At 49.3% G+C, this 23,589-nt stretch carries 16 protein-coding genes; 7 read left to right on the forward strand and 9 right to left on the reverse strand.

Translation table 11 applies throughout. The annotated features are described in order from the left end of the window. Positions 1-147 precede the first annotated feature (147 nt). Both ACJJIW_RS03105 and ACJJIW_RS03110 read right to left on the reverse strand, forming a co-directional pair. On the reverse strand, positions 148-1,068 hold the full coding sequence (locus ACJJIW_RS03105; RefSeq protein WP_282934299.1) for a dimethylarginine dimethylaminohydrolase family protein: 921 nt from the start codon (positions 1,066-1,068) through the stop codon (positions 148-150). 88 nt (positions 1,069-1,156) lie between these two features. After that, on the reverse strand, positions 1,157-2,404 hold the full coding sequence (locus ACJJIW_RS03110; protein WP_282934300.1) for a Zn-dependent hydrolase: 1,248 nt from the start codon (positions 2,402-2,404) through the stop codon (positions 1,157-1,159). Positions 2,405-2,533: 129 nt separating this feature from the next. Between ACJJIW_RS03110 and ACJJIW_RS03115 the strand changes: the two genes are divergently transcribed. Further along, positions 2,534-3,316: a tryptophan 2,3-dioxygenase gene (locus ACJJIW_RS03115; RefSeq protein ID WP_282934301.1), complete on the forward strand. Its 783-nt coding sequence runs from the start codon at positions 2,534-2,536 to the stop codon at positions 3,314-3,316. A gap of 124 nt (positions 3,317-3,440) precedes the next feature. Here ACJJIW_RS03115 and ACJJIW_RS03120 read toward each other — a convergent pair whose 3' ends face one another. Then, a complete protein-coding gene (locus tag ACJJIW_RS03120; RefSeq protein WP_282934302.1) occupies positions 3,441-3,866 on the reverse strand; it encodes an ExbD/TolR family protein in 426 nt (141 codons plus the stop codon). Between the two features lie 185 nt (positions 3,867-4,051). Next, positions 4,052-4,504 carry a methylglyoxal synthase gene (locus tag ACJJIW_RS03125; protein ID WP_282934303.1) on the reverse strand — a complete coding sequence of 151 codons (453 nt, stop codon included), beginning with the start codon at positions 4,502-4,504 and terminating at the stop codon, positions 4,052-4,054. A gap of 270 nt (positions 4,505-4,774) precedes the next feature. Here ACJJIW_RS03125 and ACJJIW_RS03130 point away from each other — a divergent pair, with 270 nt between their 5' ends. Both ACJJIW_RS03130 and ACJJIW_RS03135 read left to right on the forward strand, forming a co-directional pair. Further along, positions 4,775-5,179: a hypothetical protein gene (locus ACJJIW_RS03130; protein WP_282934304.1), complete on the forward strand. Its 405-nt coding sequence runs from the start codon at positions 4,775-4,777 to the stop codon at positions 5,177-5,179. Positions 5,180-6,363: 1,184 nt separating this feature from the next. Further along, complete coding sequence (locus tag ACJJIW_RS03135) at positions 6,364-7,281, forward strand: hypothetical protein (RefSeq protein ID WP_444936675.1); 918 nt, start codon at positions 6,364-6,366, stop codon at positions 7,279-7,281. A 69-nt stretch (positions 7,282-7,350) separates the two neighbouring features. Here the strand turns inward: ACJJIW_RS03135 and ACJJIW_RS03140 are convergent, their stop codons facing one another. The 4 genes from ACJJIW_RS03140 to ACJJIW_RS03155 form a co-directional block, all read right to left on the reverse strand. Then, on the reverse strand, positions 7,351-8,271 hold the full coding sequence (locus ACJJIW_RS03140; protein WP_444936676.1) for a phosphoribulokinase: 921 nt from the start codon (positions 8,269-8,271) through the stop codon (positions 7,351-7,353). Between the two features lie 83 nt (positions 8,272-8,354). Further along, a complete protein-coding gene (locus tag ACJJIW_RS03145; RefSeq protein ID WP_444936677.1) occupies positions 8,355-11,504 on the reverse strand; it encodes an efflux RND transporter permease subunit in 3,150 nt (1,049 codons plus the stop codon). After that, complete coding sequence (locus ACJJIW_RS03150) at positions 11,501-12,664, reverse strand: efflux RND transporter periplasmic adaptor subunit (RefSeq protein ID WP_444936678.1); 1,164 nt, start codon at positions 12,662-12,664, stop codon at positions 11,501-11,503. Before ACJJIW_RS03150 ends, ACJJIW_RS03145 begins: the two co-directional genes overlap by 4 nt. Positions 12,665-13,046: 382 nt before the next feature. Beyond that, positions 13,047-13,757 carry a Crp/Fnr family transcriptional regulator gene (locus ACJJIW_RS03155; protein ID WP_282934309.1) on the reverse strand — a complete coding sequence of 237 codons (711 nt, stop codon included), beginning with the start codon at positions 13,755-13,757 and terminating at the stop codon, positions 13,047-13,049. 345 nt (positions 13,758-14,102) lie between these two features. On the opposite strand from ACJJIW_RS03155, the gene ACJJIW_RS03160 reads away from it, so the two are divergent. From ACJJIW_RS03160 to ACJJIW_RS03175, 4 genes are all read left to right on the forward strand, one after another. Then, positions 14,103-15,323 carry a TonB family protein gene (locus ACJJIW_RS03160; RefSeq protein ID WP_444936679.1) on the forward strand — a complete coding sequence of 407 codons (1,221 nt, stop codon included), beginning with the start codon at positions 14,103-14,105 and terminating at the stop codon, positions 15,321-15,323. 150 nt (positions 15,324-15,473) lie between these two features. After that, positions 15,474-17,534, forward strand: coding sequence for a M13 family metallopeptidase (locus ACJJIW_RS03165; protein WP_444936680.1), 2,061 nt, complete (start codon positions 15,474-15,476; stop codon positions 17,532-17,534). Between the two features lie 170 nt (positions 17,535-17,704). Beyond that, positions 17,705-19,591: an MFS transporter gene (locus ACJJIW_RS03170; RefSeq protein WP_444936681.1), complete on the forward strand. Its 1,887-nt coding sequence runs from the start codon at positions 17,705-17,707 to the stop codon at positions 19,589-19,591. Positions 19,592-19,765: 174 nt separating this feature from the next. Further along, complete coding sequence (locus tag ACJJIW_RS03175) at positions 19,766-21,589, forward strand: MFS transporter (RefSeq protein ID WP_444936682.1); 1,824 nt, start codon at positions 19,766-19,768, stop codon at positions 21,587-21,589. Between the two features lie 58 nt (positions 21,590-21,647). Here ACJJIW_RS03175 and ACJJIW_RS03180 read toward each other — a convergent pair whose 3' ends face one another. Beyond that, on the reverse strand, positions 21,648-23,579 hold the full coding sequence (locus tag ACJJIW_RS03180) for a cytochrome c/FTR1 family iron permease (RefSeq protein WP_444936683.1): 1,932 nt from the start codon (positions 23,577-23,579) through the stop codon (positions 21,648-21,650). Between the last annotated feature and the right edge of the window lie 10 nt (positions 23,580-23,589).

The following is a 23,589-nucleotide window of genomic DNA, read 5'->3' on the forward strand; positions in this document are numbered from 1 at the left end:
CCACTTTTAATCCGCTGTAGGCCATCTATTTAGGAGATTCATATTAACCGCTACTCCCAGAGGTTCGAGTTCCTAATCAACCACTTTCGTTGACGGGATTAACCCGGTCACCAGTGACCGGGCCCTCTAGGTAACCAGCAACAGTAATCAAACTTTATTGGCTGAATCCCGGCGCAGAGGTTGGCACATGCAATGAACGCCACCGCCCCCCGGAGTGATCATAGAAATATCTGGGTCGATAACTTCCAAACCATGTGCGCGACACTTCTCCGCCAGCCCAGTATTGGTCTTAGGCAGCATCACTCGATCGTTCCCCAGGGCAACGACATTCACTCCAAGTTCCAATACCTGCGGGAAGGGAATATCGATAATCTCTATATTTCGGCTTTTAAACCACTGCACCAGCTCCGGCTCAACGGCATCAATGCAAATCGCTGCCAGCTTTTCCGCAAGCATGGCTACCATCACATCAATATGCAGGAAGAACGGATCGAACTGGTAGCCTTTAACTTCCCAGCCCTCTTTTTCCACCCAACTTTTCATCTGCTCAAACCCCTGCGGGCTGGTGCGTTCGCCGGAGTAGCCACACAGAATGACGCCGGGCTCTAACACCATAAAATCACCGCCCTCCAGAGAGCCTGCGGTGATAATGTCGTAAATAGGGATATCCAGCTCTGCATATTTCTTCACTATGGGCGCCCACTCACCACGGCGCCAAGGGCTGAACATCTGAGTCACGATAGGCCCCCAAGGGGTCATTACCGAAGAATCGCGACCGTAAATTTGGTAGGGCAATGTGCTGTCCGCTGGAATTAGGTGCGTTTTCACTCCCGCGTGGCGGTAGGCATCGAGCATTTCTCCATGCTGTGCCACTGCCACCTTGTGATCAAACTTCATCCCAAGACGCTCAGCACGTCGTGCACTCGCATTGCCAGTGCGCCAACTGAAGTTATCCACAGGCCCAATGAGAACATCCCGCAGCACACCGTATTCTGAATCCATCCCCCACTCACTCAGGGGGGCCGTACCGCCGTTATCCTGACGGTACTTCAAAGTAAAATTACCCATTCGCCTATATTCCAACTTGTTATCAATTATGCCGAAACAAAGACAGTGCATCGCCTGCAGATCGCAGAAGCACTACCTTAACTGCTACCTATACCAATTCCGCACTGTTTATCATTGCATGAAGCAACACATTACAACCTGCCTCCAGGTGATCTGGTTCAGCCGACTCCGCCTCATTGTGCGACAGCCCTCCTTTACAGGGCACAAAGATCATAGAGACAGGGGCAACTCGGGAGACGTATACAGAATCGTGCCCAGCACCTGAGACCATCTTGCGATTGCTATACCCCAAGGTCTGCACAGCACTGCTAACCGAATCAATGCAATGCGTATCAAAGGCGACTGGAGGTGAGTACCACTCTTCGCGGATATCTATTCTGGTACCCGTCTGTTCCTGCACTTTTTCAGCTGCTTTATACAAAGCTTCATGCAGGTGGTTTAGCCCTTCGGGCAAGGGGTGTCGTAGATCCAGTGCCAATACAACCTCTTCGGGAACAGTGTTGCGACTACCCGGCGCCGCCCTTAGATCCCCGCAAGTCATACGTGCATCTTCTGAATACTCTCGAACTTCGCGATACAGGCGCTCACATAAAAGAGACATTGCCTGGACTGGGTCGCGGCGATCCTCCATCGGGGTGGGGCCAGCATGACAAGGCATCCCGTAAAAAGTTACGTCATACCAACGAATGCCCTGCACGCCGGTAACAACACCAATAACTTGATCCTGCTTCTCAAGAATTGGACCCTGCTCGATATGCGCTTCAAATGAAGCCTTAATAACCCTCGGCTGAGCGGGCTCACTACCTAGATAACCGATCCGCTCCAACTCTTCACCGATGGTGATACCCGATTTGTCCGCGCGGCTGTGCCCATACTCCAAGCTAAATTCGCCAGCCCAAACCCCAGAGCCTACCATTGCAGGAGAGAAGCGTGCCCCCTCCTCATTAGTCCATACAACCACCTCTAGCGGGGCCTTGGTCCTGATGCCCTGATCTTCTACAGTGCGCAGAACTTCCAGGCCGGCAAGTACGCCATATACACCGTCAAATTTGCCACCCGTGGGTTGGGTATCCAAATGAGAACCAGTCACTACCGCAGGCAAGCTGTTATCTGCTCCCGGTCGACGGGCAAAAATGTTGCCCATCTGGTCCACTCTGACCTCACAGCCTATATCTCGGCACCAGCGCACGAAAAGGTCGCGCCCTGCACGGTCTTCATCTGTCAGTGCTTGTCGATTGCATCCACCCGCTGGGGTCGCACCTATCTCAGCAATTTCCATCAGGCTATTCCAAAGGCGAGAGCCATTGACACGTAGGTTTTGTGCAGGGTTTTCCATTCAAAGAGCTCCGGGCTTTATAATGGGTCTAATATTAATCACTTTGCCGTAATTTTTGTTTTGATCCACACCGGCTAAAGAGAGCATTATTTTGTAACTGGTCAAAACACACTCAGGAAGCAGCTGACTATGACAATAACTTATAGCTCTTACCTAAAAGTAGACGAGCTTTTGCAGTGCCAGAAACCTCTTTCCGATGGCCCCGAGCACGACGAACTACTTTTCATTACTATTCATCAAAGCTACGAGCTCTGGTTCAAGCAAATGTTGCATGAACTGGATTTCCTGGTGCGACTGTTCAATGCAGGGGATCGCAATCGCGCTTTGCATACGCTAAAGCGTGTCGACACGGTTTATCGTACATTGATTCAACAGGTCGATATCCTGGAAACCCTCACCCCACTGGAGTTTATGTCTTTCCGCGATCGGCTATCCACAGCCAGTGGTTTTCAGTCGTACCAATTTCGCGAGTTGGAATTTCTTTATGGAGCCAAGGACCCGAAAAAGCTGGAAAACTATACCCCTGGCTCAGAGCACTACCAGCGCTTGATGAAGCGTCTTGAGGCGCCGACCCTTTGGGATGCTTTCCTAAACTTTTTGGTTCACGAGGGGCATAAGGTACCTATTACTGAGCTTGAAAGGGATTTTAGCCAAGTTGCGGAGCCTTCTTCAGCCGTCCAGAAAATACTGATCGATATCTATCGAAATGATCCGCTGGTAAGTGAAATCTGTGAGGCTCTGGTAGACATCGATACTTCGTTACAACAGTGGCGTTACCGACATGTAAAGATGGTCGAGCGAACAATTGGCAGGAAAATGGGGACTGGTGGCTCAAGCGGGGTAGGCTATTTACAGGGAACCCTATTTAGACCGGTTTTCCCCGACCTCTGGGCAATTCGTTCAGAATTCTGATATCGAATTTTATTTGAGGGGCACTTAAGTACCCCAATTTATGACCAGTTCAAAATCATAATTCACAAACGAAAAAAGCCAGCAATATGCTGGCTTTTTAAGCGCAGGTAACTCACCGGGAAATTTATTCCTCGTAAGGTACCAGGGAGACCTGAATACCCAGGCTCACTTCCTTCGCGGCATCCGCAATCTGTACGTAAGTATCCGCACTGGACTTGTTGTGCGCACGCACGATCACCATTGCCTGCGGGTTCTCCGCATACATTTGAGCGATACGGGCTCGTACCGCACGGCTGTCAATACGGCTGCCATCCGCCGTGGTGATTTCATCATTTGCGCTGACCACCAACAGAATATTCTGCTTGGTAGGATCTGGGTCAGTCTGGGTAGTCTCATTCGGATCAGGCACATTCACGTCCAGCGCCTTTTCTTTAACAAATGAAGCAGTCACGATAAAGAAGATCAGCATGATAAACACAACGTCCAACATGGGCGTCAGATCGATATCCGCCTTTTCTTCTTCTACGGCCTTTCCGCGTCGTCTACTCATAAAACACCGTGCAATTTTCAAATATCAGGGGTGCCGGATTGACCGGTCTAATCTGGTGGGCAAGATTGCCGCGATTTCGCAAGCATTGCAAGTGCGAGCGATAACACAGATAAATAAACCTTAAAAATCAATCAGTTACAGAATCAAACCAATTAAAAAGATCAAATTTTAAGCAAAAATTCCGATTAACGTCCTGCTAGATAGCTGTGATAGTCAGGCACCTCATGCTCGAAGGATTGGTCCATCAAAGGTGACTGTATCACCATATCTGCACTACTCTGGTTACAAGCCACAGGGATATTCCATGCTGCGGCAATACGCAGTAGAGCCTTGACGTCCGGGTCATGGGGCATGGGTTCAAAGGGGTCCCAGAAGAAAATCAGCAAGTCCACCTGCCCCTCACTAATCCTCGCTCCGAGCTGCTGATCCCCTCCCAGGGGGCCGCTTAAGAGCTTTTCAACACTCAAACCCGTCGCATCCTCAATCTTTCCACCAGTAGTGCCCGTAGCCAATAACTGGTGTTGTTTGAGCAACTCGTGATGCCTGAGACACCACTGAATCATGGCATCTTTACGGTTGTCATGGGCTACCAGAGCCACTCGCTTTGTCGCCGGCAGTGCCTTAGCAATAAATTCCATTAGAACCTCAATATCAAGAGTCTCTTCTATAGTATCTCAAATAAGCATCTATAGATTTTATTTTCCCGTAGGTTTAGTCCCAGTTATCGCAACCTAACTTCCTTAAATAGACCTCCCAAATTACTACAAGACGATTCATTAGGTTCACAGAAATACTGTGGATTAATTCAGAGACCGCTTTATTCATTATTATCTAGAGTAAGATCCCCCTGAACGCCCCCCCTCGCTATAATGCAGCAGCAAGAAACCGGACCTTTATAAGGAGTAAGTATGAGCGTAGGAGCCTGGGAGCCACAGGTAAGTGGCCCACAGAATGAAACTAGTGAAGAATTCAACAGGGAGCAGTTGCTCAGACTTATCGAAATTGCAGAGTCAGATAAACCTTTTACAGAATCAGTAGGGGCGTTTGAAAAAGTACCCTCCACACTTATTCGCCTTCCCTTCCAACACTGGATCGAAGAGAGCGAACATTGGAACAGTGCCCAGCTGTGGCAACTGATTCGCTTCTTTACCTTGGCAGAAATGAATCTGCCAGGCTGGGACGCCGGCGCTGAGTCTGCAGTAATTCCCCTCGCCAAAGTACTCAAGCAACGCTCGACGCCATTAACAAAAGAACAACTGTTATGGATTCGCCAGAATTCCAACAATCGTTATTTGCCCTACGGGCCACTATAAAGCTACACGATTGACTCCATATCACCCCAGTGACAGAGATATTCTGTTACTGGGTCAGTCCTCTCCCCCTCTCCCATTGCAAAACTCATAAGGTTGCCTTTGGTAAGAGCAGCCACTCCAAAGCAGAAGCATTGCCCATAAAAATATCATTAAGATTGTTGATCAACGTACGGATAATCAGGACTGCATTCAAATAGCTTCTGGTATTACTTGCCTCTGAATAACTGCCCTCTACTCCTTTTATGACTAGCAGGGATGTCACGTGATAGCAAAACAAATGACTGGAGACCAAGCGCTCGCTTTCTCGGTAATTAAAAAGACCTCGACTGAAGAGCACAAACTAATACAGTTCCGTCCCATTATATACATGGTTATAACTAGATTTATCACTGGTTTACTTTCCGCCATGTAAAAGTAAACCTCGCAGCAGTAATGGCAGATCCCGGCAGCCAAGCCCCCAAATACCCCAACCGGTTGGTACTTATATACGGGGCACTAGATCCCGTACATGAGTGTGAGTTCTCCCCCAGTTTTTAATTCCTTACTAAATACCAGGGTACGGCAATAGGACTCAAGCTGTCTCTGACATCTTGACACTTGCCAACTTTCCGCAATTTGAATATCACACTTCAATACGCAAGGTTACACAACCAGCTATGGAAGTTGCCTGCTATTTGTCGCAGGCTAAAGCTCGCAGTTAAGTTTTGTTAATCCGGCTCTCTGTTAATTGATGAACAGAAACTATCTGCCACTATCAAAATCCAACTATAAAAGCCAAAACAACTAAACCAACAGGTTCATAAAGCTTACAAAATTACTCAACTATTTAACGCCACAGATACTGACTTGATACAAGGAATATTGAAGTTGAAGAATCACCAGTAATGAGTGCTTTCAAGTTCCCAAAAAGATCAAAAACACAGTTCAAACGGCCCCCATTTGAAAAATATGTAAAAAAAAGCCATTTTTTTTACATTAAATAGAAAAAAACCATCTAAAGGACTTGCAATTAGGTATACAAATAAGCTGCAATTAGCGCCGCTAGCTTGGGGGGACTCACTATCAATTGTTTTCTGCCGAAAACATGCATCTTGGACGGTGCCTAATTCCGTTAAAGATGGCTGAGAATAATTGATAGGAATGCCCCCACTTACTAAAACAATTCATTTTGCAGGGATATTTAAATGGCTACTAAAAAAGCTGCTCAAGTCGCTACCAGCGACGTCGCAAAAATGGAAGCGGAGCTACGCTCCCTTACCGCTAAACTGGAAACTGCCCGCCTTAAGCAGGAAAAAGACCTGACTGTCAAAGCCGAGAAATTGGCAAACAGTGCCAAGAAGGCTGCCGCTAAAGCAAAAACTACTCAAGATAAAGTAGCGACTGTTAGAGCTAAGAAAAAGACTGCTGCTCAACAGCAACAGCTGAAAAAAGCACGTGAAGCCGCCGCTGCAGCTAAAACTGCTGCAACTGAAGCCAAAACTGCCGCAACTGAAGCCAAAGATGCACTGGCTGAAATCAAAGCCGCCAACAAGCTGGCTTCTCAGGTAGCTAAGATCGTCGCTAAAGAAGAAGCTGCTGTAGCTAAGAAACTGGCTGCTGCTGAAAAGAAAAAAGCCGCTGCCGAAGCGAAGAAAACTGCTGCTGCCGCTAAAAAAGCCGCTGCTGCTGACAAGAAGAAAGCCACCGCAGCTAAGAAAAAGCCCGGTCGCCCAGCTAAAACTGAAGAAGCCAAGAAGAAGCCTGGTCGTCCCGCTAAGACCGAAGAAGCCAAGAAAAAGCCTGGCCGTCCCAAAAAAGACGCCACTGAAGCCAAAAAGAAGCCCGGTCGTCCAGCAAAAACTGAAGCCGCTAAGAAAAAGCCCGGCCGCCCCAAAAAAGCAGAGACCGCAGCCGCCGCAGCAACTGATGCTGCTCCTGTAAAACGCGGTCGTGGCCGCCCACCTAAGGCAGAATCCGCACAAAAGAAGCCCGGTCGCCCAGCAAAAGCGGAAGCCGCTAAGAAAAAGCCAGGGCGCCCCAAAAAAGCAGAAACCACAGCCGCAGCAGCAACTGAAGCTGCTCCTGTAAAGCGCGGTCGCGGTCGTCCGCCCAAGGCTAAGTAAGCCAGCGCTAAAGCAAACTGATTTATTCAGTTAGTTTAAACCCTGGCTTCGCCAGGGTTTAAACAGATCTTACTGCATCCACAAGCCCTTCACCTGATGGTCCTCCCCCAACTCAATAATACAATCTGCCCAGCCCGGCATATCCTCTAGTAAGCTCCGCGTCACTCTTTCGTAGTGTTGTACAAACTGAATAATTTGTTGATCTGTCATCCCCATTCCGGAGCGAACCCTGAGTTTATGTTCCTGTAACTTACGCCATTCAACAATACATTCCATACTCGGCGCTTTGAGCATCACCCATACATCGATAAGCGAAAAAAGATCTCGATAAGGATCTTCCAACTGTTGATTAACATAGTTTCGCCATTCGCCAGTACTATCTTCCCTGCACTCCAGTTCATTGAGCGCTCCTTCATGCTCTTCTGAAGGCTTGGCCCCTAGGCACCATCCTTCGAAGATAACAACATCAACTTGCCCCCTGAATATGGGCCACAAGTGCTTAGGGACCCGATCATCACGTCCTTTATCAAACCTAGGTAATGCGATAGCAGAATCACTACAGGCCGCACATAGGGCCTTGAGCGTGCTGATTCCCAAGCCGATATCATGGGTTCCCGGCACACCACGAGTTTCGAGTAAAGGGTGTACCTGTGTAGCCAGCTTGCGGCGCTGTTCCAGAGTTAAATAGATATCATCCAGAGACAAAACACAGCAGCGATAGCCCATCGCCTGGTAAATACATTGCCACACATCTGCCAGGGTCGACTTGCCGGTACCCTGCCCCCCGCTAACCCCAATTATTAATGGATTACTGCGCTTATGGCGAGTCAGTACCCAAACTCCGAGGGGAAGAAAAAGTTGTTCGAGTACCTGGAGGAAATCGCATGGTAATTGATGCTCACGCAACAGCTCCTTAAACGGCCCCGATAAACTCTCCTTAAGCTGTCCACTACGCTCTAAAACTTCATTCGGCCATTTATCCTTATTCATAAATTCCCCGCTATAAAAACGGGGGCCTAAGCCCCCGAATTTTGTGATCACTAATTATGATTACAGTACTTATATAACCGTCACTAACTTGCTACCGACTCAATAACCCCCTCTGGATTACCCCTCTTCTTGGAGCGGCCCGGTAGTACTAACATAATGGGTGTGACCAATAACGTCAGCAAAGTGGAAAAGGTAAGCCCGTAAACAATTGCACTGGCTAGCTTCACCCAAAAAGAGGCTATCACTCCGTCGACAACAATATTGCGTCCGACCATATCCACACTGACGCCTAGCGCCAGGGGCAACAACCCGAGGATAGTTGTTGCCGTTGTCAAAAAGACCGGTCTCAACCTCTGTGTCGATGCCTTTACTGCTGCTTCCGTTGGCGTGAGGCTCGGCTCATTCATACGCACGAAATTATAGGTATCTATCAGTACAATATTATTGTTCACCACGATTCCAGCCAGCGCCACAATACCCACCCCAGTCATAATCACACTGAAGGTGCTTTGTGTTATTAGCAGACCAAGCATCACCCCCAAAGTGGACATAATCACAGATGAAAGTACCAATAAAGACTGATAGAAACTGTTGAACTGTGTTACCAACAGGATAAACATTAAAAACAGAGCCAGGAGGAAGGCTATGCCGAGGAATTGAAAAGACTCATTCTGCTCCTCATCCGCCCCACGGAATAGCAGCTCAACCCGGTTATCCACCGGATTAGTCTGCAACCACTTCCTTATTTCCTTCACTTTGTCATCCGGCAGAATCCCCTCTTGCGCATCAGCCTTAATTTGCATGCGAGTAATTCCGTCGATTCGCTCAATCTTATCGACCTTGGGCATGGCTTCCGTATGTACGAAACTGCTAATCGGAACGGTACCCTGCACGGTATTAACTTTTAGCTGATCGAGCGCGGCTATGCCTCTGGCACTTCTGGGGTACCTGATACGTATATCTACTTCTTCATCCGTATCATCGGGTCGATATTCTGCAACCCGGACGCCATTGGTAACCAACTGCACCGCCCTGCCAACTTCAGTTAGATCGGCACCATATAGGGCAGCCTTCGCTCGATCGACTTTCACTTCCCACTCGATACCTGGTAGTGGCGCGGTGTTTACAATATCTCGCAACCCGCCAATTTCCTCCATTGCACGGTGCAGCCGCCAGGTTTCCAGCAGTAGCTGCTCATAGTTCTGACTGCGCAACTCCAGAACAATATCCTTGCCTACCGGCGGTCCTCCCTCCATTACATTTGCGGTTACTTTAATTCCAGCAAAATCTGAGGTGCGGGAACGGATATCAGCAAAAATGTCGCGGCTCCGCCGCTCGCGTTCCTCTGCGGGATAAAGCTCCACTAACATATTGGCGATTTGATCTGGGGAACGATCAGAATTTCCAGAAATTCCGCCAGAACCAATAGTAGTGTGAGCTATTCGGACCTCAGGCACACTAAGCACGGCTCTTTCCACTTGCACCACCAGGGCTTTTTTCTCCTCCATGGACAAATTGCCCTGGGCCCTAATTTCTACATTGCCATATTGCTCTTCTGTATCCGTGAAAAATTCAACACCCGCACCAAAATTGACAAAGCCAATAAAGATGGCAACCAGAATGGCAATAGTGGTTAAGAACCCTCCCAGGGGGCGCTGAAGAACCTTCTCAAGAATACGCGCATACCAGCCGGTAATTCCAGGCAGGGCTCGAGGTAAGCCATCCTCTAACTGGCTCAGGTAGTTACGAGTAGAGGCATCCATTGCGCTTTTGCCAAACAGTGAACCCAGCACAGGAGCAAAAAACAGGGCGTACAAGAGTGACCCCGCCAATACTGCAAACACTGTAACGGGCAGGTAACGCATGAAGTCTCCCACCACTCCAGGCCACAGCATGATCGGCAAAAATGCCGCAAGGGTAGTCGCCGTTGAGGCAACTACCGGCCAGAACATCCGGCTGACTGATGCAATATAGGACTCCCTTGCTGACAAGCCTTCAGCCATTTTCCGATCGGCAAACTCGGTAATCACAATGGAGCCATCAATTAACATACCGAGGGCCAGCAACATTCCGAACATCACCATAAAGTTAAACGAATAACCCAGATACCAGGTGATGATGGAACCAAACAGTAAAGAGAAGGGCACTCCCAGCCCCACCAGAATTCCCGAGCGAAAGCCGAGCGCGGCAACGACAATAATCATTACCAGTAGCATCGCGGTCAGGATGTTTCCCTGCATCTCACTGACCATATCCCGTGCGAAATCAGATTGGTCAAAAACAAACTCAACCGTAATTCCCTGTGGCAAAACATCAAATTCAGCCTGAACAACTTCCCGGACTCGATCTGCGACATCGACAGAACTGGCATCGTTGCGCTTTTCAACATTAATAGCGAGCCCCGGGCGACCATTGATACTGGTGTAGCTCACTGCATCCTTGAAGGTTCTGCGAATATCTGTAACAGCACCCAAGGTCACAACCCCATCGCGTGACTTCTTGAGCGGAATTTCATAAACATCCTGAGCGGTCTCAATCAACCCAGGGACTTTCACTGAAAAACGGCCCCGATTGGTTTCCAGCTCCCCTGCTGGAATTAACAGATTGTTCCCCAATACCGCGTTGATTAACTCCGCACTGGTGATCTGATAGTGCTCCAGTCGCACCGGATCAATCACTGCCTCAACGACCTCCTCCCTATTACCATGGAGATCTGCGCCGAGCACCTCAGGGATACTCTCTATCTTCCGCTTAAGCAATTCAGCTGAGCGCAGTAAAACCCGTTCATTCACTTGCTCGCCGGATAGGGTAACGACGATGGTGGGGAAAGGTTGAGCGGATACTTCCTCCACAGTGGGTTCGTCGGCATCCCGGGGCAGCTCAGCCCTGGCCCGCTCTACAGCATTGCGAATATCATCGACGGCATCATCTACACCAATGGCAGAATCAAATTCAATCACGATATATGCAAGGGATTCCCGGGCGACAGCAATCACCTCGACGACCCCTTCCACCGCACGAATTTCCTTCTCCAGAGGGCGGACCAGCAGGCGTACACCATCCTCTGGGGAAATTCCCTCGTGAGTGACCTGTACAATTACAAATGGGGGGTTCACCTCAGGGCTTGATTCAATTGTCATCGCTGCCCGAGCAACTATGCCAATTAAAACAATCAGCAGCATCAGGCATATTGTGCTGCGATTTCTCTGAACAGCGCTTTCCAACAGCTTCATCGCGAATCCCCCTCGGGAATCACTGAAGTTTCGGATACCGGAGTCACCTCAGCAGAATCTACCGGGGAAGCTTCCTTCGCTTGGTTCTCCCGGGAAAACTCTTCCCCAGTTTTCAGTATTTCTGCACGAACCAAATCTCCCGTAGTGACATATTCTTGTCCCACGGTAATCAGAGTGACTGTGTCGGGCAGTCCAGAAACCCAGACGCCGCCATCACCATCCCCAACCAATGAAACATTGATAAATTGCACTTGGTTTTTATCATTGAGAGTCCGCACCCCCAATTCACCGCTATCATCCAGCGTGAGTAGAGAGGCATTAATATGGTGGGCCGTAATTTCACCGGTCGGGAGGACCAGCTGACCACTCAAACCTCCAGGAAGTTGATTACCTGGATTATCTACTGCTACCTCCACTCGGTAAGCCCGAGTAATTTCCTGCGCCTGTTGACTGATATAACGGAGGTATCCGTCTACTAACAGCCCTCTTTGTAATTGGGCTCTGGCCGGCCCTCCCTCAACAAGGCTCCCCACTTGATCCTCTGAAACTTCGCCAACAATTAAGATGGGATCCAAGTCAAGAATGGTCGCGCATTCCTCTCCCCGGCGAATAAAATCTCCCAGCTCCACCGCTCGGCTATTCACTACTCCAGCAAATGGTGCACGAATTTGCAGTTTCTCTACCGTCACTTTGGCACGTGTGTACTCCGCCTTGGTTCGGGCAAGCTCAACTTGCTGCTGGGCCATTGCTGTATCCGACTGCAATCCTTTTTTCTTAAGTTTCTCAGCACCGGCAAAGTCTATTTCTGCTTTACGTTTTGCCGCTTCAGCTAATGCCAGTTGCTCAATACGATCTTCAGCCTCGATTTCACAAATGACATCCCCTTGTCTAACTGTCTGCCCTTCCGCAACTGGAAGTGCAGCAATAATGCCATCCAGTTCAGCGCGCAAACGTACATGCCGGTTAGCCTCAGTGCGCCCATTCACTAGTATCTGAGTGGCGTATGGGCTGGACTCAATGATTTGGGCTTGAATTCGCAATTCAGGCTCTGGCTTCTTGGCAGTTACCTCTTTAGATTCTGACTGCTCATCCTCTGCATCGGAGAATAACTGCCCACTCAGCAGCCATAAAATAGCGATCACCGAAACAATAATTGCCATCCGGTAATTGCGCCTTGACCAGATTGATGCCAATACATTCATAACTTACTAAACCTGTTGGGCAATGATGCGCCATCGCAAAAGGGGTCTTAAATCCAATCGAAGGGATCTGCGATAACAACTGAAGCGAAGCGATTTTTACACAATCACAGCGACATATAAAAAGCTCCGCTGTGTCCTACTCGAATTCTGTCAATAAATACGTGGTTAATGTCGGGCAAATGAAATATACGAGTGATCTACAAATTTAGACTGGAATCAGCAGATAGTCCCCCCTAAAGAAAGGTGTACACATGTGCCAATAAAAATAAGTACAAAGAGGAGGGAGAGCAGTCAGGAGCGAGGGAATAATTCTCCCGCCCTTGGTTTGAACGGGAAATCTCTACGACAGCATAGATTCCAGAAATCCAAGCATGTCGGATTCATCATCAACCAGCTCACCAGAACCAAACTCCGCATTCCAGTCGAGCAGAATTTGAGCCAAAGCTTTCGCCTGTTCCGCTAAGGCAATTAACTCTTCCCGGCTATTTTTTGGTCCTGTATAAAGTTTCAGCTTTCTATGGCTATTCGCCAACTGATGCCCCGGATACTTGGACCTATAGACCTCCAGTTTCCAACGCAATGAATGCACCATATTGCGATAGAAAACCAGTTTTGCTGGCAACTGTAAAAGTGATAAGTCTTCCAGGTCACCAAACAGTGTACAATCAACGCCCAGAACCTGAGTATCCTGGCTATTATTCGCGGCAAATACATCGGCACTACGGGGCTCCGCTAATAGCATCGACAAATCACCAAACAACTCTCCCGGGCGTATGACCGCCAAAGGACGCTCATTTCCCGATGCCTCCTCAGCTGAGGGACTATTCACCTTCACATGTAACTCGCCGCGTAACAAAAAGTAGACCCATTGATCCACATCCCCCGCACGCAGCAGCTGTTCACCCGACTGAAGACTGACCAACCGGGAGCGCTTTAGCAATACATCGTATTGCCACTCACTTGAGGCACGAATATCCCGAAATAGGTGAATGACATTGAGAAGACGATCCACAGCATCCCGTGGATACTCACTAAGAGGTTTAATTTCCATGCACAATTCAAATTTAGTGAAAACTATTCCATTTTCGAGCAAAGAGTGACCTCAGCCACTCTGCAAAGCGCCATTCTAAACGATATCGACCTATCACACCTGTTTATAGGTGTGATAATCGTTTCTTTACAGCCCCATTATCTTGGGCGAATGAGGACAGTCTGTCCCTATCAGGGTTGAACTCAGTTCCAGTTACAGTAGAGTTAAGCGCAGTGGGTAGCACATTGTACTCCCACAAGCTTTGGGCGCGCACTTTTTAATCTGACTTGTGTGCATTGGGGTTGGGGCCCCTGAATTCTTACATAGCGGAACATTTTGCTCTTGCTACTGAGACACCGTAGAACAATGAAATCGATAAAAATTGTCCTCTCTCTTTGGGTGGTTACATTTGCTCTGGCCGCAAAAGCAGCACCACTTTTAAATGGTCTAGCACTAGAAAAGCAGTTTAATAAAGATATTTATATCGCTGCAATTTACTCTGAAAGCCTGACCCGAGACTCCACTACATTACTCGATAACAACATTCCTCGGCGCTTGGAGGTTCGTGTTATCACCAAAAGTCTGCCGGCGCGGCGACTCCGCAATCAATGGATGGAAGCCATTGCCATTAACAACCGGGGCGATACGCTCAGCGGTCAGGCAGAAAACATGGTGACCTTTGCCAATCTGTTTAACGGGCGCTTTGCTCACGGTGATCAATTGAGTATCGAGTTCGCCGCCGATACCGGCTCGACAACAATCTCCCTTAACAGTATTCGCCTTGGAGAGATTGCCGACCCCGATTTCTTCAATACCTTGCTTCGAGCCTGGATTGGTCCTGTCCCCCCATCCACCGACTTCAAAGATGGATTGCTATCAGCAGGCCAAGTCTCGGGCAATCTGGTAACCACTTTCGAGGCCCTCGCCCCGACAAGTGAGCGAGTTGCAGAATTACAGCTCAAGAAAATAAGCCGGGAGGAAGCCGAAACCGCAGCAGTCGAGAAAGCTCCAGCTGAAACCTCAGTACCGAAACCTGCTATTCAAATAGCCGATCTGCCCCCTCCTACGCTAGCCCTTGCGGCAACTGCCCCTGCTGCTGCAGTGCCATCTGGTACAGGAAGTCCTGAAGGGGCAAATGAGCAGAATCCACAACTGGAGGAAGCTGCTCCCACACAGGCTGAGGATGAAGTTGAACTGATTACCCTATCCCCTGAAGGTGGCCCGGCATTAGCTGCCGATACAGAGGATATGATGGAAGATGAGGAAGAAGCTCCACTGACAGCTGATATGATCCTAGCACGTCAAATCTATCATTCCAGCTTACTGCGCCACACCTTCCGTTACATTCGCTACCCCAAAAGGGCCCAAGAACGAGGCCAGGAAGGTAGTGTTCGCTTAAATGTGACGATCGGCTCCCAGGGACAGTTGATAGATATCCAACCGATCCAGGAGTCCCGCTTCTCCAGTCTCAACCGAGAAGCCCAAGCTGCCGTTCGCCGAGCGGAGCCTTACCCTGGTGTACCTATGCAATTAGGTGCTGATAGCTACAATTTTTCAATTCCTATCACATTCCGCTTACCAGACTAGTAAGACACCTAAACTCCAAGCTCTGCTCAACAGGGCTTGGAGAGTTCAACTCACTTCAACACCCCCTATCCCCCGCTAGGCGCAGCCCCCTTGCCCAGGCTCCCCCCTGCTTTTAGTATGCTCTACGGACATTCAGCCAAAAGAGCAAAGATGAAAAAATTACTATTACCACTCGCTATCGCTGGTACCCTGATCGGAGTCCAGGTTCCCCTCTTCGCAGTCGCTCATGACCACACTAACAGTAAAGCTTCCATTGAACAGGTAAAGCTCTCCTCAGGTATTGACCTAAATGCCATGGATACCAGTGTGCGTCCCCAGGACGACTTCTTTGCTTATGTAAATGGCACTTGGCTGAAGAATACTGAGATCCCTGCGGACAAGTCCCGCTGGGGGGGATTCTCTATTCTGAGAGATCAAAGTACCGAGCAAGTCAAAGCTCTGATTATGGAAGCCAGCCAAGGAGCCAAGGACCCCGATGCCAAGCAAATCGGAGATCTCTACAACAGCTTTATGGATAAAAAGCTGATCGAGAAAAAAGGCCTTTCCGCTGTATCCGGCGAACTCGCCAAAGTCGATGCAATTAAAAACCGCAAGGATCTTACCGATTTCTTCGCCTATGCGGATACCGTCGGCTACGATGTACCATTTGGTGGAAGTATCTGGCAGGATCTGAAACAAGTAGAAAACTACATGACCTTTCTGTGGCAGGCAGGCCTTGGACTCCCTGATCGCGACTATTACTTCGAGGACACTGAGAAGAGTAAGAAACTCCGCGAAGCCTATGTAACCTACCTCACTGATCTTCAAGATCTCGCAGGACTTAAAGAAGCTGACGACTTTGCCAACAAGATCTTCAAACTTGAGGAAAGCTTGGCAAAACACCATCGCAGCCGCGTTGATAACCGAGACCCGGAAAAGTATTACAACAAGAAAACTGTTGCTGAACTTAAAGAGCTAATGCCCGTTGTAAATTGGGACAGCTACCTGGCCAAAGCTCAATTGAAGAAGGCGGATAGTTTTATTGTCGGCCAGCCTGAGTACCTGGAAGCGGCCAATGAGATTATTGCCAATACTGAACTGGCAACCTGGAAGCGCTATCTGAAAGTTAAAGTACTCAATGCAATGGCGCCCTACATGCATGACGAAATCGCACAACTGCGCTTTAACTTCTATGGCACCACTGTTCACGGTATCGAACAGATGGAACCCCGCTGGAAACGCGGCGTGCAATTCGTCAATGGTTCTGTAGGCGAGCTGGTCGGTAAGCGCTATGTAGAAAAACACTTCCCGCCCGAAGCTAAAGAGCGCATGATCGTACTGGTTGACAATCTCAAAGCCGCATATCGCGATTCTATCGAATCCCTCGATTGGATGGGTAAGGATACAAAAAAGCAGGCTCTATTTAAGCTTAACAATTTCACCACCAAAATTGGTTACCCGGATAAATGGCGTGATTATAGTGATTTAACTGTTAGCACCGACGACCTGGTTAGAAATGTACTCGCAGCCAAACTGTTTGAATCCTCTTATGAGCGTAATAAGTTAGGCAAACCTATCGACCGCGGCGAGTGGAGTATGAGCCCACAAACAGTCAACGCTTACTATAACCCAGCCATGAATGAAATTGTGTTTCCCGCAGCCATTCTACAACCACCATTCTTCAATATGAGTGCAGACGATGCAGTCAACTACGGCGGTATCGGCGGTGTGATCGGTCACGAGATTGGGCACGGGTTCGATGATAAAGGCAGTAAATTTGATGGGCGCGGCTATCTCAACAATTGGTGGACCGACTCCGATCGTGACAATTTTGAGCAGCTGACCAGCAAGCTCGTATCTCAGTACAACGCCTACGAGCCGCTTGAGGGTGAGCACATCAACGGCGAGCTGACCTTGGGCGAGAATATTGGCGATTTATCAGGCCTGGGAATTGCCTATAAAGCTTATAAAATGTCTTTAGATGGAGAAGAAGCACCTGTTATTGACGGCTTTACTGGCGATCAAAGGGTATTTATGGGCTGGGCTCAGGTGTGGCGCAGCAAGATGCGCGATAAAGCCCTCAGTGGCCGTTTGAAGGTAGATAGCCACTCCCCCGCTGAATATCGTGTGAAAGGCGTACTGCCAAATATCGATGCTTTCTACGAAGCATTCGATATTAAGGAAGGCGATGGTATGTACCTGCCTGAAGAGGAACGGGTAACTGTCTGGTAAATCGGTGCCCTCACCTGGCCGCCCATGCGGCCAGGTTTCCCCTCGAACAATTCTACCTCTCCCTCAACAACCCCTAATCTATCGTACCAATGTACCCACTATCACGGGGGATACCTCCCGTCGGCAGTATGACTTACCATTAGCTCACTTAAATAAGAAGAGAGTTGCCAATGGCTAACCAGTCTCAGTTTCATCTTCTCACTAGCCGCCGCTTTTTGCCGTTCTTCTGCACCCAATTCCTGGGCGCCTTCAATGACAATGTCTATAAAAATGCCCTAATTGTCATGATCGCCTTTCGCCTGGTGGAAAGTGAAGCGAACGCACTAATTAATCTGGCTGCTGGTTTGTTTATTCTTCCCTTTTTCTTATTTTCTGCCTCCGCCGGTCAGATCGCAGACAAATACGACAAGGGGAGGTTGATACGCTGGATTAAGCTAGGAGAGATCGGTATCGGTGCACTGGGCGTTTTCGCCCTTTTTAGCGGAAGCAACGCACTCTGTTTAACTGTGCTCTTTCTCCTGGGCATACAGTCCGCCTTTTTTGGCCCGGTGAAGTACGCGATTATCCCTCAACACTTGAAGCGTTCCGAACTGATAGGGGGCAATGCTCTGGTGGAAATGGGGACATTTGTGGCCATTTTGACGGGAACAATTGTTGGTAGCCTACTTGCGGGCCTCTCAGGCCAAGGTCAGCAGGGAATCCTTTACTTAGGCCTGGTAATTATGGGCGCAGCTACCCTGGGATATCTGGCCAGCCGCTCAATCCCCACAGCGCCAGCCCCCACACCCAATCTCAAAATAAACCCTAACCCCATTACTCAAACCCATAAAATACTCCGTGCCAGCGCGAATACGCCCTCAATTTTCTACTCCATTATTGGAATATCTTGGTTTTGGTTAATGGGGGCCGCGTATCTAACACAAATTCCCAGTTTTACCAAGAATGTCCTAGGTGGCAGTGAATCAGTGGTTACATTGCTGCTCTGCAGTTTTACCATTGGTATTGCCATTGGGTCTTTAATCTGCGAGCGCCTATCCAGTGGATTTATTGAACTTGGCTTAGTGCCTGTTGGCGCGGCTGGCCTAACCATAAGTGGCATTGCTCTGGGTATTGTCGGGGGGAACTTCACCGAACTCCACGAAGCCAGCTTTACCGCATTTCTAGGTACTGACGGTGCATTCTCTATTCTCAGTTGCCTGGTGCTACTGGGCATATTTGGTGGCCTCTACATAGTCCCTCTCTACACCATGATTCAGGACCGTTCTGATCCGGCAATTCGTGCACAAATTATCTCTGTAAACAATATATTGAACGCCCTCTTCATGGTGGTTTCGGCTCTGCTTGGAATTATGTTCCTCAATATATTGGGCGCGACCATTCCCCAGTTCTTTCTTGTTATTGCACTTATGAATGCAGCTGTCGCCATTTTTGTATTCGCCAAAGTGCCAGAATTTGCTATGCGCTTTTTGATCTGGGCCCTTTCCCACACCATGTATCGCGTAAAGCATGAGGGACTTGACCAGATACCTGCAGAAGGACCAGCCCTGATCGCTTGTAATCATGTGAGTTATGTCGACGCACTATTACTCGCCGGCGCTGTCCGCCGTCCTATCCGCTTTATTATGTACAAGCCCATCTATGAAATTCCAATCTTGCACTTTGTCTTCAAAACAGGACGGGCAATTCCAATTTGCTCCAAGCAGAAAGACCCTGAAGGGTATGAACAGGCTTTTCAATCCATTGAGGAAGGGCTAAAAGATGGAGATCTTCTCTGTATATTCCCCGAAGGTCAGTTGACTAAAGACGGAGAACTACAGCCATTTAAAGCCGGCATAGAAAAAATTCTGGAGAGAACCCCTGTCCCTGTAATTCCTATGGCCCTCCAAGGTCTCTGGGGTAGCTTTTTCAGCCATAAAGACGGTCATGCCTTCACTACATTGCCCAAGCGTTTTTGGTCGCGGGTGAGCGTCGTTGCTGGCAGGCCTGTCGAAGCAGCCGGTGCCAAGGCAGAGGCTCTATACCGCCAGGTGCTGGGCTTGCGCGGAGGGAAACGCTAGCCTCTCCTTTTTCTTGACCAACAAGGGTATGTGCCTACTTCACTGGTAGGCACATAAATTCTTCTCCTGCCCCACGACGCCAGCCCCCTCCTTAAATCATTCCGATCACCTATTCTGATAGCGAGAATATAAATACATAGCTGCTAAGGGCGGCACAGGAACGAAGGCCTAACCATGGCTCAAAGCAACCAGTTCAAGCTCCTCGCCAGTCGCCGCTTTATGCCACTGTTTCTCTCACTGTTAAGCAGCGTTTTTAATGACAACCTGTTTAAAAACTCCCTGTTAGTCATACTGGCATTTCATTTGGCCAAAGCAGAAGCCAATACACTGATTAATCTCGCCAGTAGCCTCTATGTCATACCGTATTTTCTATTTTCACTCGCCGCTGGACAATTAGCTGACAAATATGAAAAGGGTCGGGTCATAAGAATTATTAAAGCCGCCGAAATACTAATCGGTATCCTCGGAGCCATTGCACTACTCACTGATGACCGAGTTTTAAGTTTTATCGTACTAATACTTTTTGCCACCCACACAGCTTTCTTTAGCCCTGTCAGATATGCCATCTTACCTCAGCACCTAAAGCAATCAGAATTACTTGGAGGAAATGGTCTAGCCCAGGTTGCATCCTTTTCCGGAGTACTGGTTGGAACAATTGTCGGCACCCTCCTAGCCGGTGATGTGGGCCAGGGAAAACCAGGGCTTCTATATCTGAGCTTGGTGATGGTCACTGTCGCCGTACTAGGCTATCTCGCAAGTAGGGCAATCCCCCCCGCTCCTTCCCCAACCCCAAATTTAAAAATAGATTGGAACCCCATCAGCCAAACGCTGAGAATTATGCGGGAAGTAATCAAAGCACCCACAGTTTTTTACGCAATTATTGCAAACTCCTGGTTCTGGTTATTTAGCACAGCATTCCTAACCCAGGTTCCCAGTTTTGTAAGAAATGTGCTTGGCGCCAGTGAACCAATAATCACGATTCTACTCTGCTGCCTAACTGTTGGCGTTGCTATAGGCTCACTAATGTGTGAAAGCTTGTCTCGCGGCCGTATTGAACTGGGCTTGGTGGCAGCCGGCGGGCTGGGAATGACGGTGGCGGGACTTTGGTTGGGCATCCTATCGGGAAACTATCAGATGCTCTCCAACGCATCCCTTAGCCAATTTCTACAGAGTGATGGTGGACTGACCATCTTATTTATCACGACTTTCATTGGCGTTGCTGGCGGTATTTTTATCGTACCTCTATACACTATTATTCAGGAAAGAACAGCAGAACAAATTCGCGCGCAGGTTATCTCTGTAAATAATGTCCTTAATGCCGTATTTGTAGTCATCATATCTTTTTCTATTATTGGGCTACTCGGGCCTGTGGGAATGACTATTCCCCAGGTATTTACCCTACTGGCCGTACTAAATTTCGCTCTTTTAGTACTCCTGCTTTTTCGAATGCCGGAAATGTTATTCGACACCCTTTCTTGGCTTACCTATATCCTGCCCAGGCGCACGAAATATGAGGGGATTGAGCAAATCCCTAGCGAAGGTTCAGCACTTCTAATTGCCCGCTACTCGAACCTGCTAACCCCATTTATTGTTAGCGGGGCAACGCAACGCAAGGTTCGCTTTATCCCCAGCGACGCCATTACTAACAGCCCTAGGCTTCACGCACTTTTACGCAAAAGTGACTATTTCCCCAAAAACTACTATGAAATCGAAGCTTCAGAGCTCAAGAGAAAGCACAATGCGATTCATGAGGCAGAGGCAAACAGGGATCTTCTGTGCATCCTGATTGAAGAAAACAGCAGGAAAGAAATTACGGAGCTTGTCACTCTGCTCAAGGAAAATTTTCAAAGCGCATCATTGCCACTTATCCCTCTATCGATCCAAGGTTCGTTTAGCTATAAACGAAACCTAAAGACAACAGTACAGGTTGGCAGCCCAATACCGCTTGCAGAAATTTCTCCAGAACGGCTATCCGATAACCTGAAGGATGCCGAATAAAGAGAGGCAGGCTATTAAAAGTAGGGTACCCACAGAGTTGCGGGTACCCGAAGGCCATTTAGGCCGCTTTAGCGGAACTGGAATCTGAGCGGCTGCCTTTCAGTAGCAACCACAGAGCGACAACCAGTATTGCCCCCTGAACACCAACACCTTGCCAAGTCGGATAGATACCCAACCAGTCGAAGCTGAGATTTACCGGCAGCGGAGAAATCGCAATCCACGCCGCTTCTTGCAGTGCCGCGACTGCCTTGCCCGCAAGAACAAATGACAACGCCAACAGTAAATAGGTCGTCATGGAGAAGAACTTGCCTATAGGCAAGCGAGCAGAGAAGCGCACAAAGGCAATGCCCAACACAACCAGCAATATCGCACCGGCAGCGAGGCCACCCCATAGGGCGCTGTACTGACTGGAAGCTGTTTGCACCAATAGGGCCTGGTAGAACAGGATGGTTTCAAAAATTTCGCGGTACACAGCGACAAATGCGAGACCGGCGATGCCCCACAGGGCGCCAGCGCTAAGGCTACGGTTGATGCTGTTCTGGATATATTGCTGCCACTGATCCGCCTGGGTCTTACTGTGCATCCAGAAACCCACATAGAAGAGCACAACTGCGGCCAGAAGCGCTGCGACCCCCTCCATAACTTCCCGGCTGGCGCCACTGATGGAAACCAAACTCTGTGCGGCAACCCAAGTAACAACACCTGCGACCGCGGCGCTGATCCAACCGAAGTGAACAAATTTCAACGCATCGCTACGACCGGTTTTTACCAGAATCGTTGTCAGTGCAATCACTACCAGTAGCGCCTCGAGACCTTCGCGCAGAAGAATCACCAAGCTGGCAATAAATAGTGCACCCGCAGAGAGAGTTGTCTCCTGCATTAAAGATTCGGCGCGCCCGAGTTGCTCAAGAATTACCTGTACCTGAGCCCCGACTTGCTCGGGGTTACTATCGGCATTCAGTTGACTGCGCAGCCCCAGCAGCTCCCGCTCAGTGGCTTTACGCAGATCGGCATCGAGGGAATCCAGAGAACTCTCCGCCATCTCAAAACCGTCCAGGTAGGCACTAATAGCTAGGGTGCGGGCGTGATCGTAGTTACCTTCCTGGTAGGCCACCAGGGACTTTTCCAGTTGCGCACGGGCTATCTCAATCGGCTGGGTGCCGAGGCTCTCTTCACCAGCAAAGAAGGGTGTGGGGTCGGCACGCAGGGAGCCAACTGCCGCGCCGGACAGTTCCGGGCGATCACTCTGCAGCACATTGGGGCTGTACATCACTATATCCTGCAAGCTCGGCTCAGCGCCTTCGCCCTCCCCCACTTCACCTTGGAAAGCCAGGCCGCCAACATAAAATGCCAGGGACCAGCGCTGCTGCTCATTCAGGTTTTTGAAGGCGGTCATTGCAGTGCCATCGATACCGTTACTGATAGCATCGTAAAGGCCCAACAGGGAGCGATTTTCAGCGCGCTCCAACTCGTAGAAGTTTGTAGGCGCCGGCTCCAACTGTGCCGCTAAGGGGCCATCCCCTCTACCCTCAATACCATGGCAGGTAACACACTGCGCCTGGTAGATAGCGCGACTCTCATCCACATTCAGCAATGCAGTGGGTAAAGATAGCGCGGGGGCGATAGATAGTAGCCCCTGACGCAACTTGGCGGTATGCGCTTGCACTTCCTGCACATTGGCCTTGCGGAGAATCGCCGCTTGCAACGCATCCGCCTCGGTGCGGATCATCGCCGCTTCGGGCGACTCTTGCAGTTGTGCGCCGCGATCGATCAGTACCGAGGCGAACTCCTGCATCTCTGCAAACTCATCGTCACTAATGATCTCCCCGTCTGCCACCGCTTCCGGGTAATCCACACCGATGTACTCTGTCATCTGCATCAGCTGGCGCAATTCCTGCTCTGAAAGACCGGAGGCCTGGGCTTGGACGGGTAGAACCGTAATGGCCAGTAGCGCCACTAGCAGGCGGGCCAAGTGTAAGGTGAGGCGCATGGAGAATCCT

It is taken from the genome of Microbulbifer maximicatervae (SeqCode), assembly GCF_052467815.1.

Coding starts and splice junctions, on each gene's coding strand:
- ACJJIW_RS03105 (WP_282934299.1), bottom strand. CDS start 1,068: ATGGGTAATTTTACTTTGAAGTACCGTCAGGATAACGGCGGTACGGCC.
- ACJJIW_RS03110 (WP_282934300.1), bottom strand. CDS start 2,404: ATGGAAAACCCTGCACAAAACCTACGTGTCAATGGCTCTCGCCTTTGG.
- ACJJIW_RS03115 (WP_282934301.1), top strand. CDS start 2,534: ATGACAATAACTTATAGCTCTTACCTAAAAGTAGACGAGCTTTTGCAG.
- ACJJIW_RS03120 (WP_282934302.1), bottom strand. CDS start 3,866: ATGAGTAGACGACGCGGAAAGGCCGTAGAAGAAGAAAAGGCGGATATC.
- ACJJIW_RS03125 (WP_282934303.1), bottom strand. CDS start 4,504: ATGGAATTTATTGCTAAGGCACTGCCGGCGACAAAGCGAGTGGCTCTG.
- ACJJIW_RS03130 (WP_282934304.1), top strand. CDS start 4,775: ATGAGCGTAGGAGCCTGGGAGCCACAGGTAAGTGGCCCACAGAATGAA.
- ACJJIW_RS03135 (WP_444936675.1), top strand. CDS start 6,364: ATGGCTACTAAAAAAGCTGCTCAAGTCGCTACCAGCGACGTCGCAAAA.
- ACJJIW_RS03140 (WP_444936676.1), bottom strand. CDS start 8,271: ATGAATAAGGATAAATGGCCGAATGAAGTTTTAGAGCGTAGTGGACAG.
- ACJJIW_RS03145 (WP_444936677.1), bottom strand. CDS start 11,504: ATGAAGCTGTTGGAAAGCGCTGTTCAGAGAAATCGCAGCACAATATGC.
- ACJJIW_RS03150 (WP_444936678.1), bottom strand. CDS start 12,664: ATGGCAATTATTGTTTCGGTGATCGCTATTTTATGGCTGCTGAGTGGG.
- ACJJIW_RS03155 (WP_282934309.1), bottom strand. CDS start 13,757: ATGGAAATTAAACCTCTTAGTGAGTATCCACGGGATGCTGTGGATCGT.
- ACJJIW_RS03160 (WP_444936679.1), top strand. CDS start 14,103: ATGAAATCGATAAAAATTGTCCTCTCTCTTTGGGTGGTTACATTTGCT.
- ACJJIW_RS03165 (WP_444936680.1), top strand. CDS start 15,474: ATGAAAAAATTACTATTACCACTCGCTATCGCTGGTACCCTGATCGGA.
- ACJJIW_RS03170 (WP_444936681.1), top strand. CDS start 17,705: ATGGCTAACCAGTCTCAGTTTCATCTTCTCACTAGCCGCCGCTTTTTG.
- ACJJIW_RS03175 (WP_444936682.1), top strand. CDS start 19,766: ATGGCTCAAAGCAACCAGTTCAAGCTCCTCGCCAGTCGCCGCTTTATG.
- ACJJIW_RS03180 (WP_444936683.1), bottom strand. CDS start 23,579: ATGCGCCTCACCTTACACTTGGCCCGCCTGCTAGTGGCGCTACTGGCC.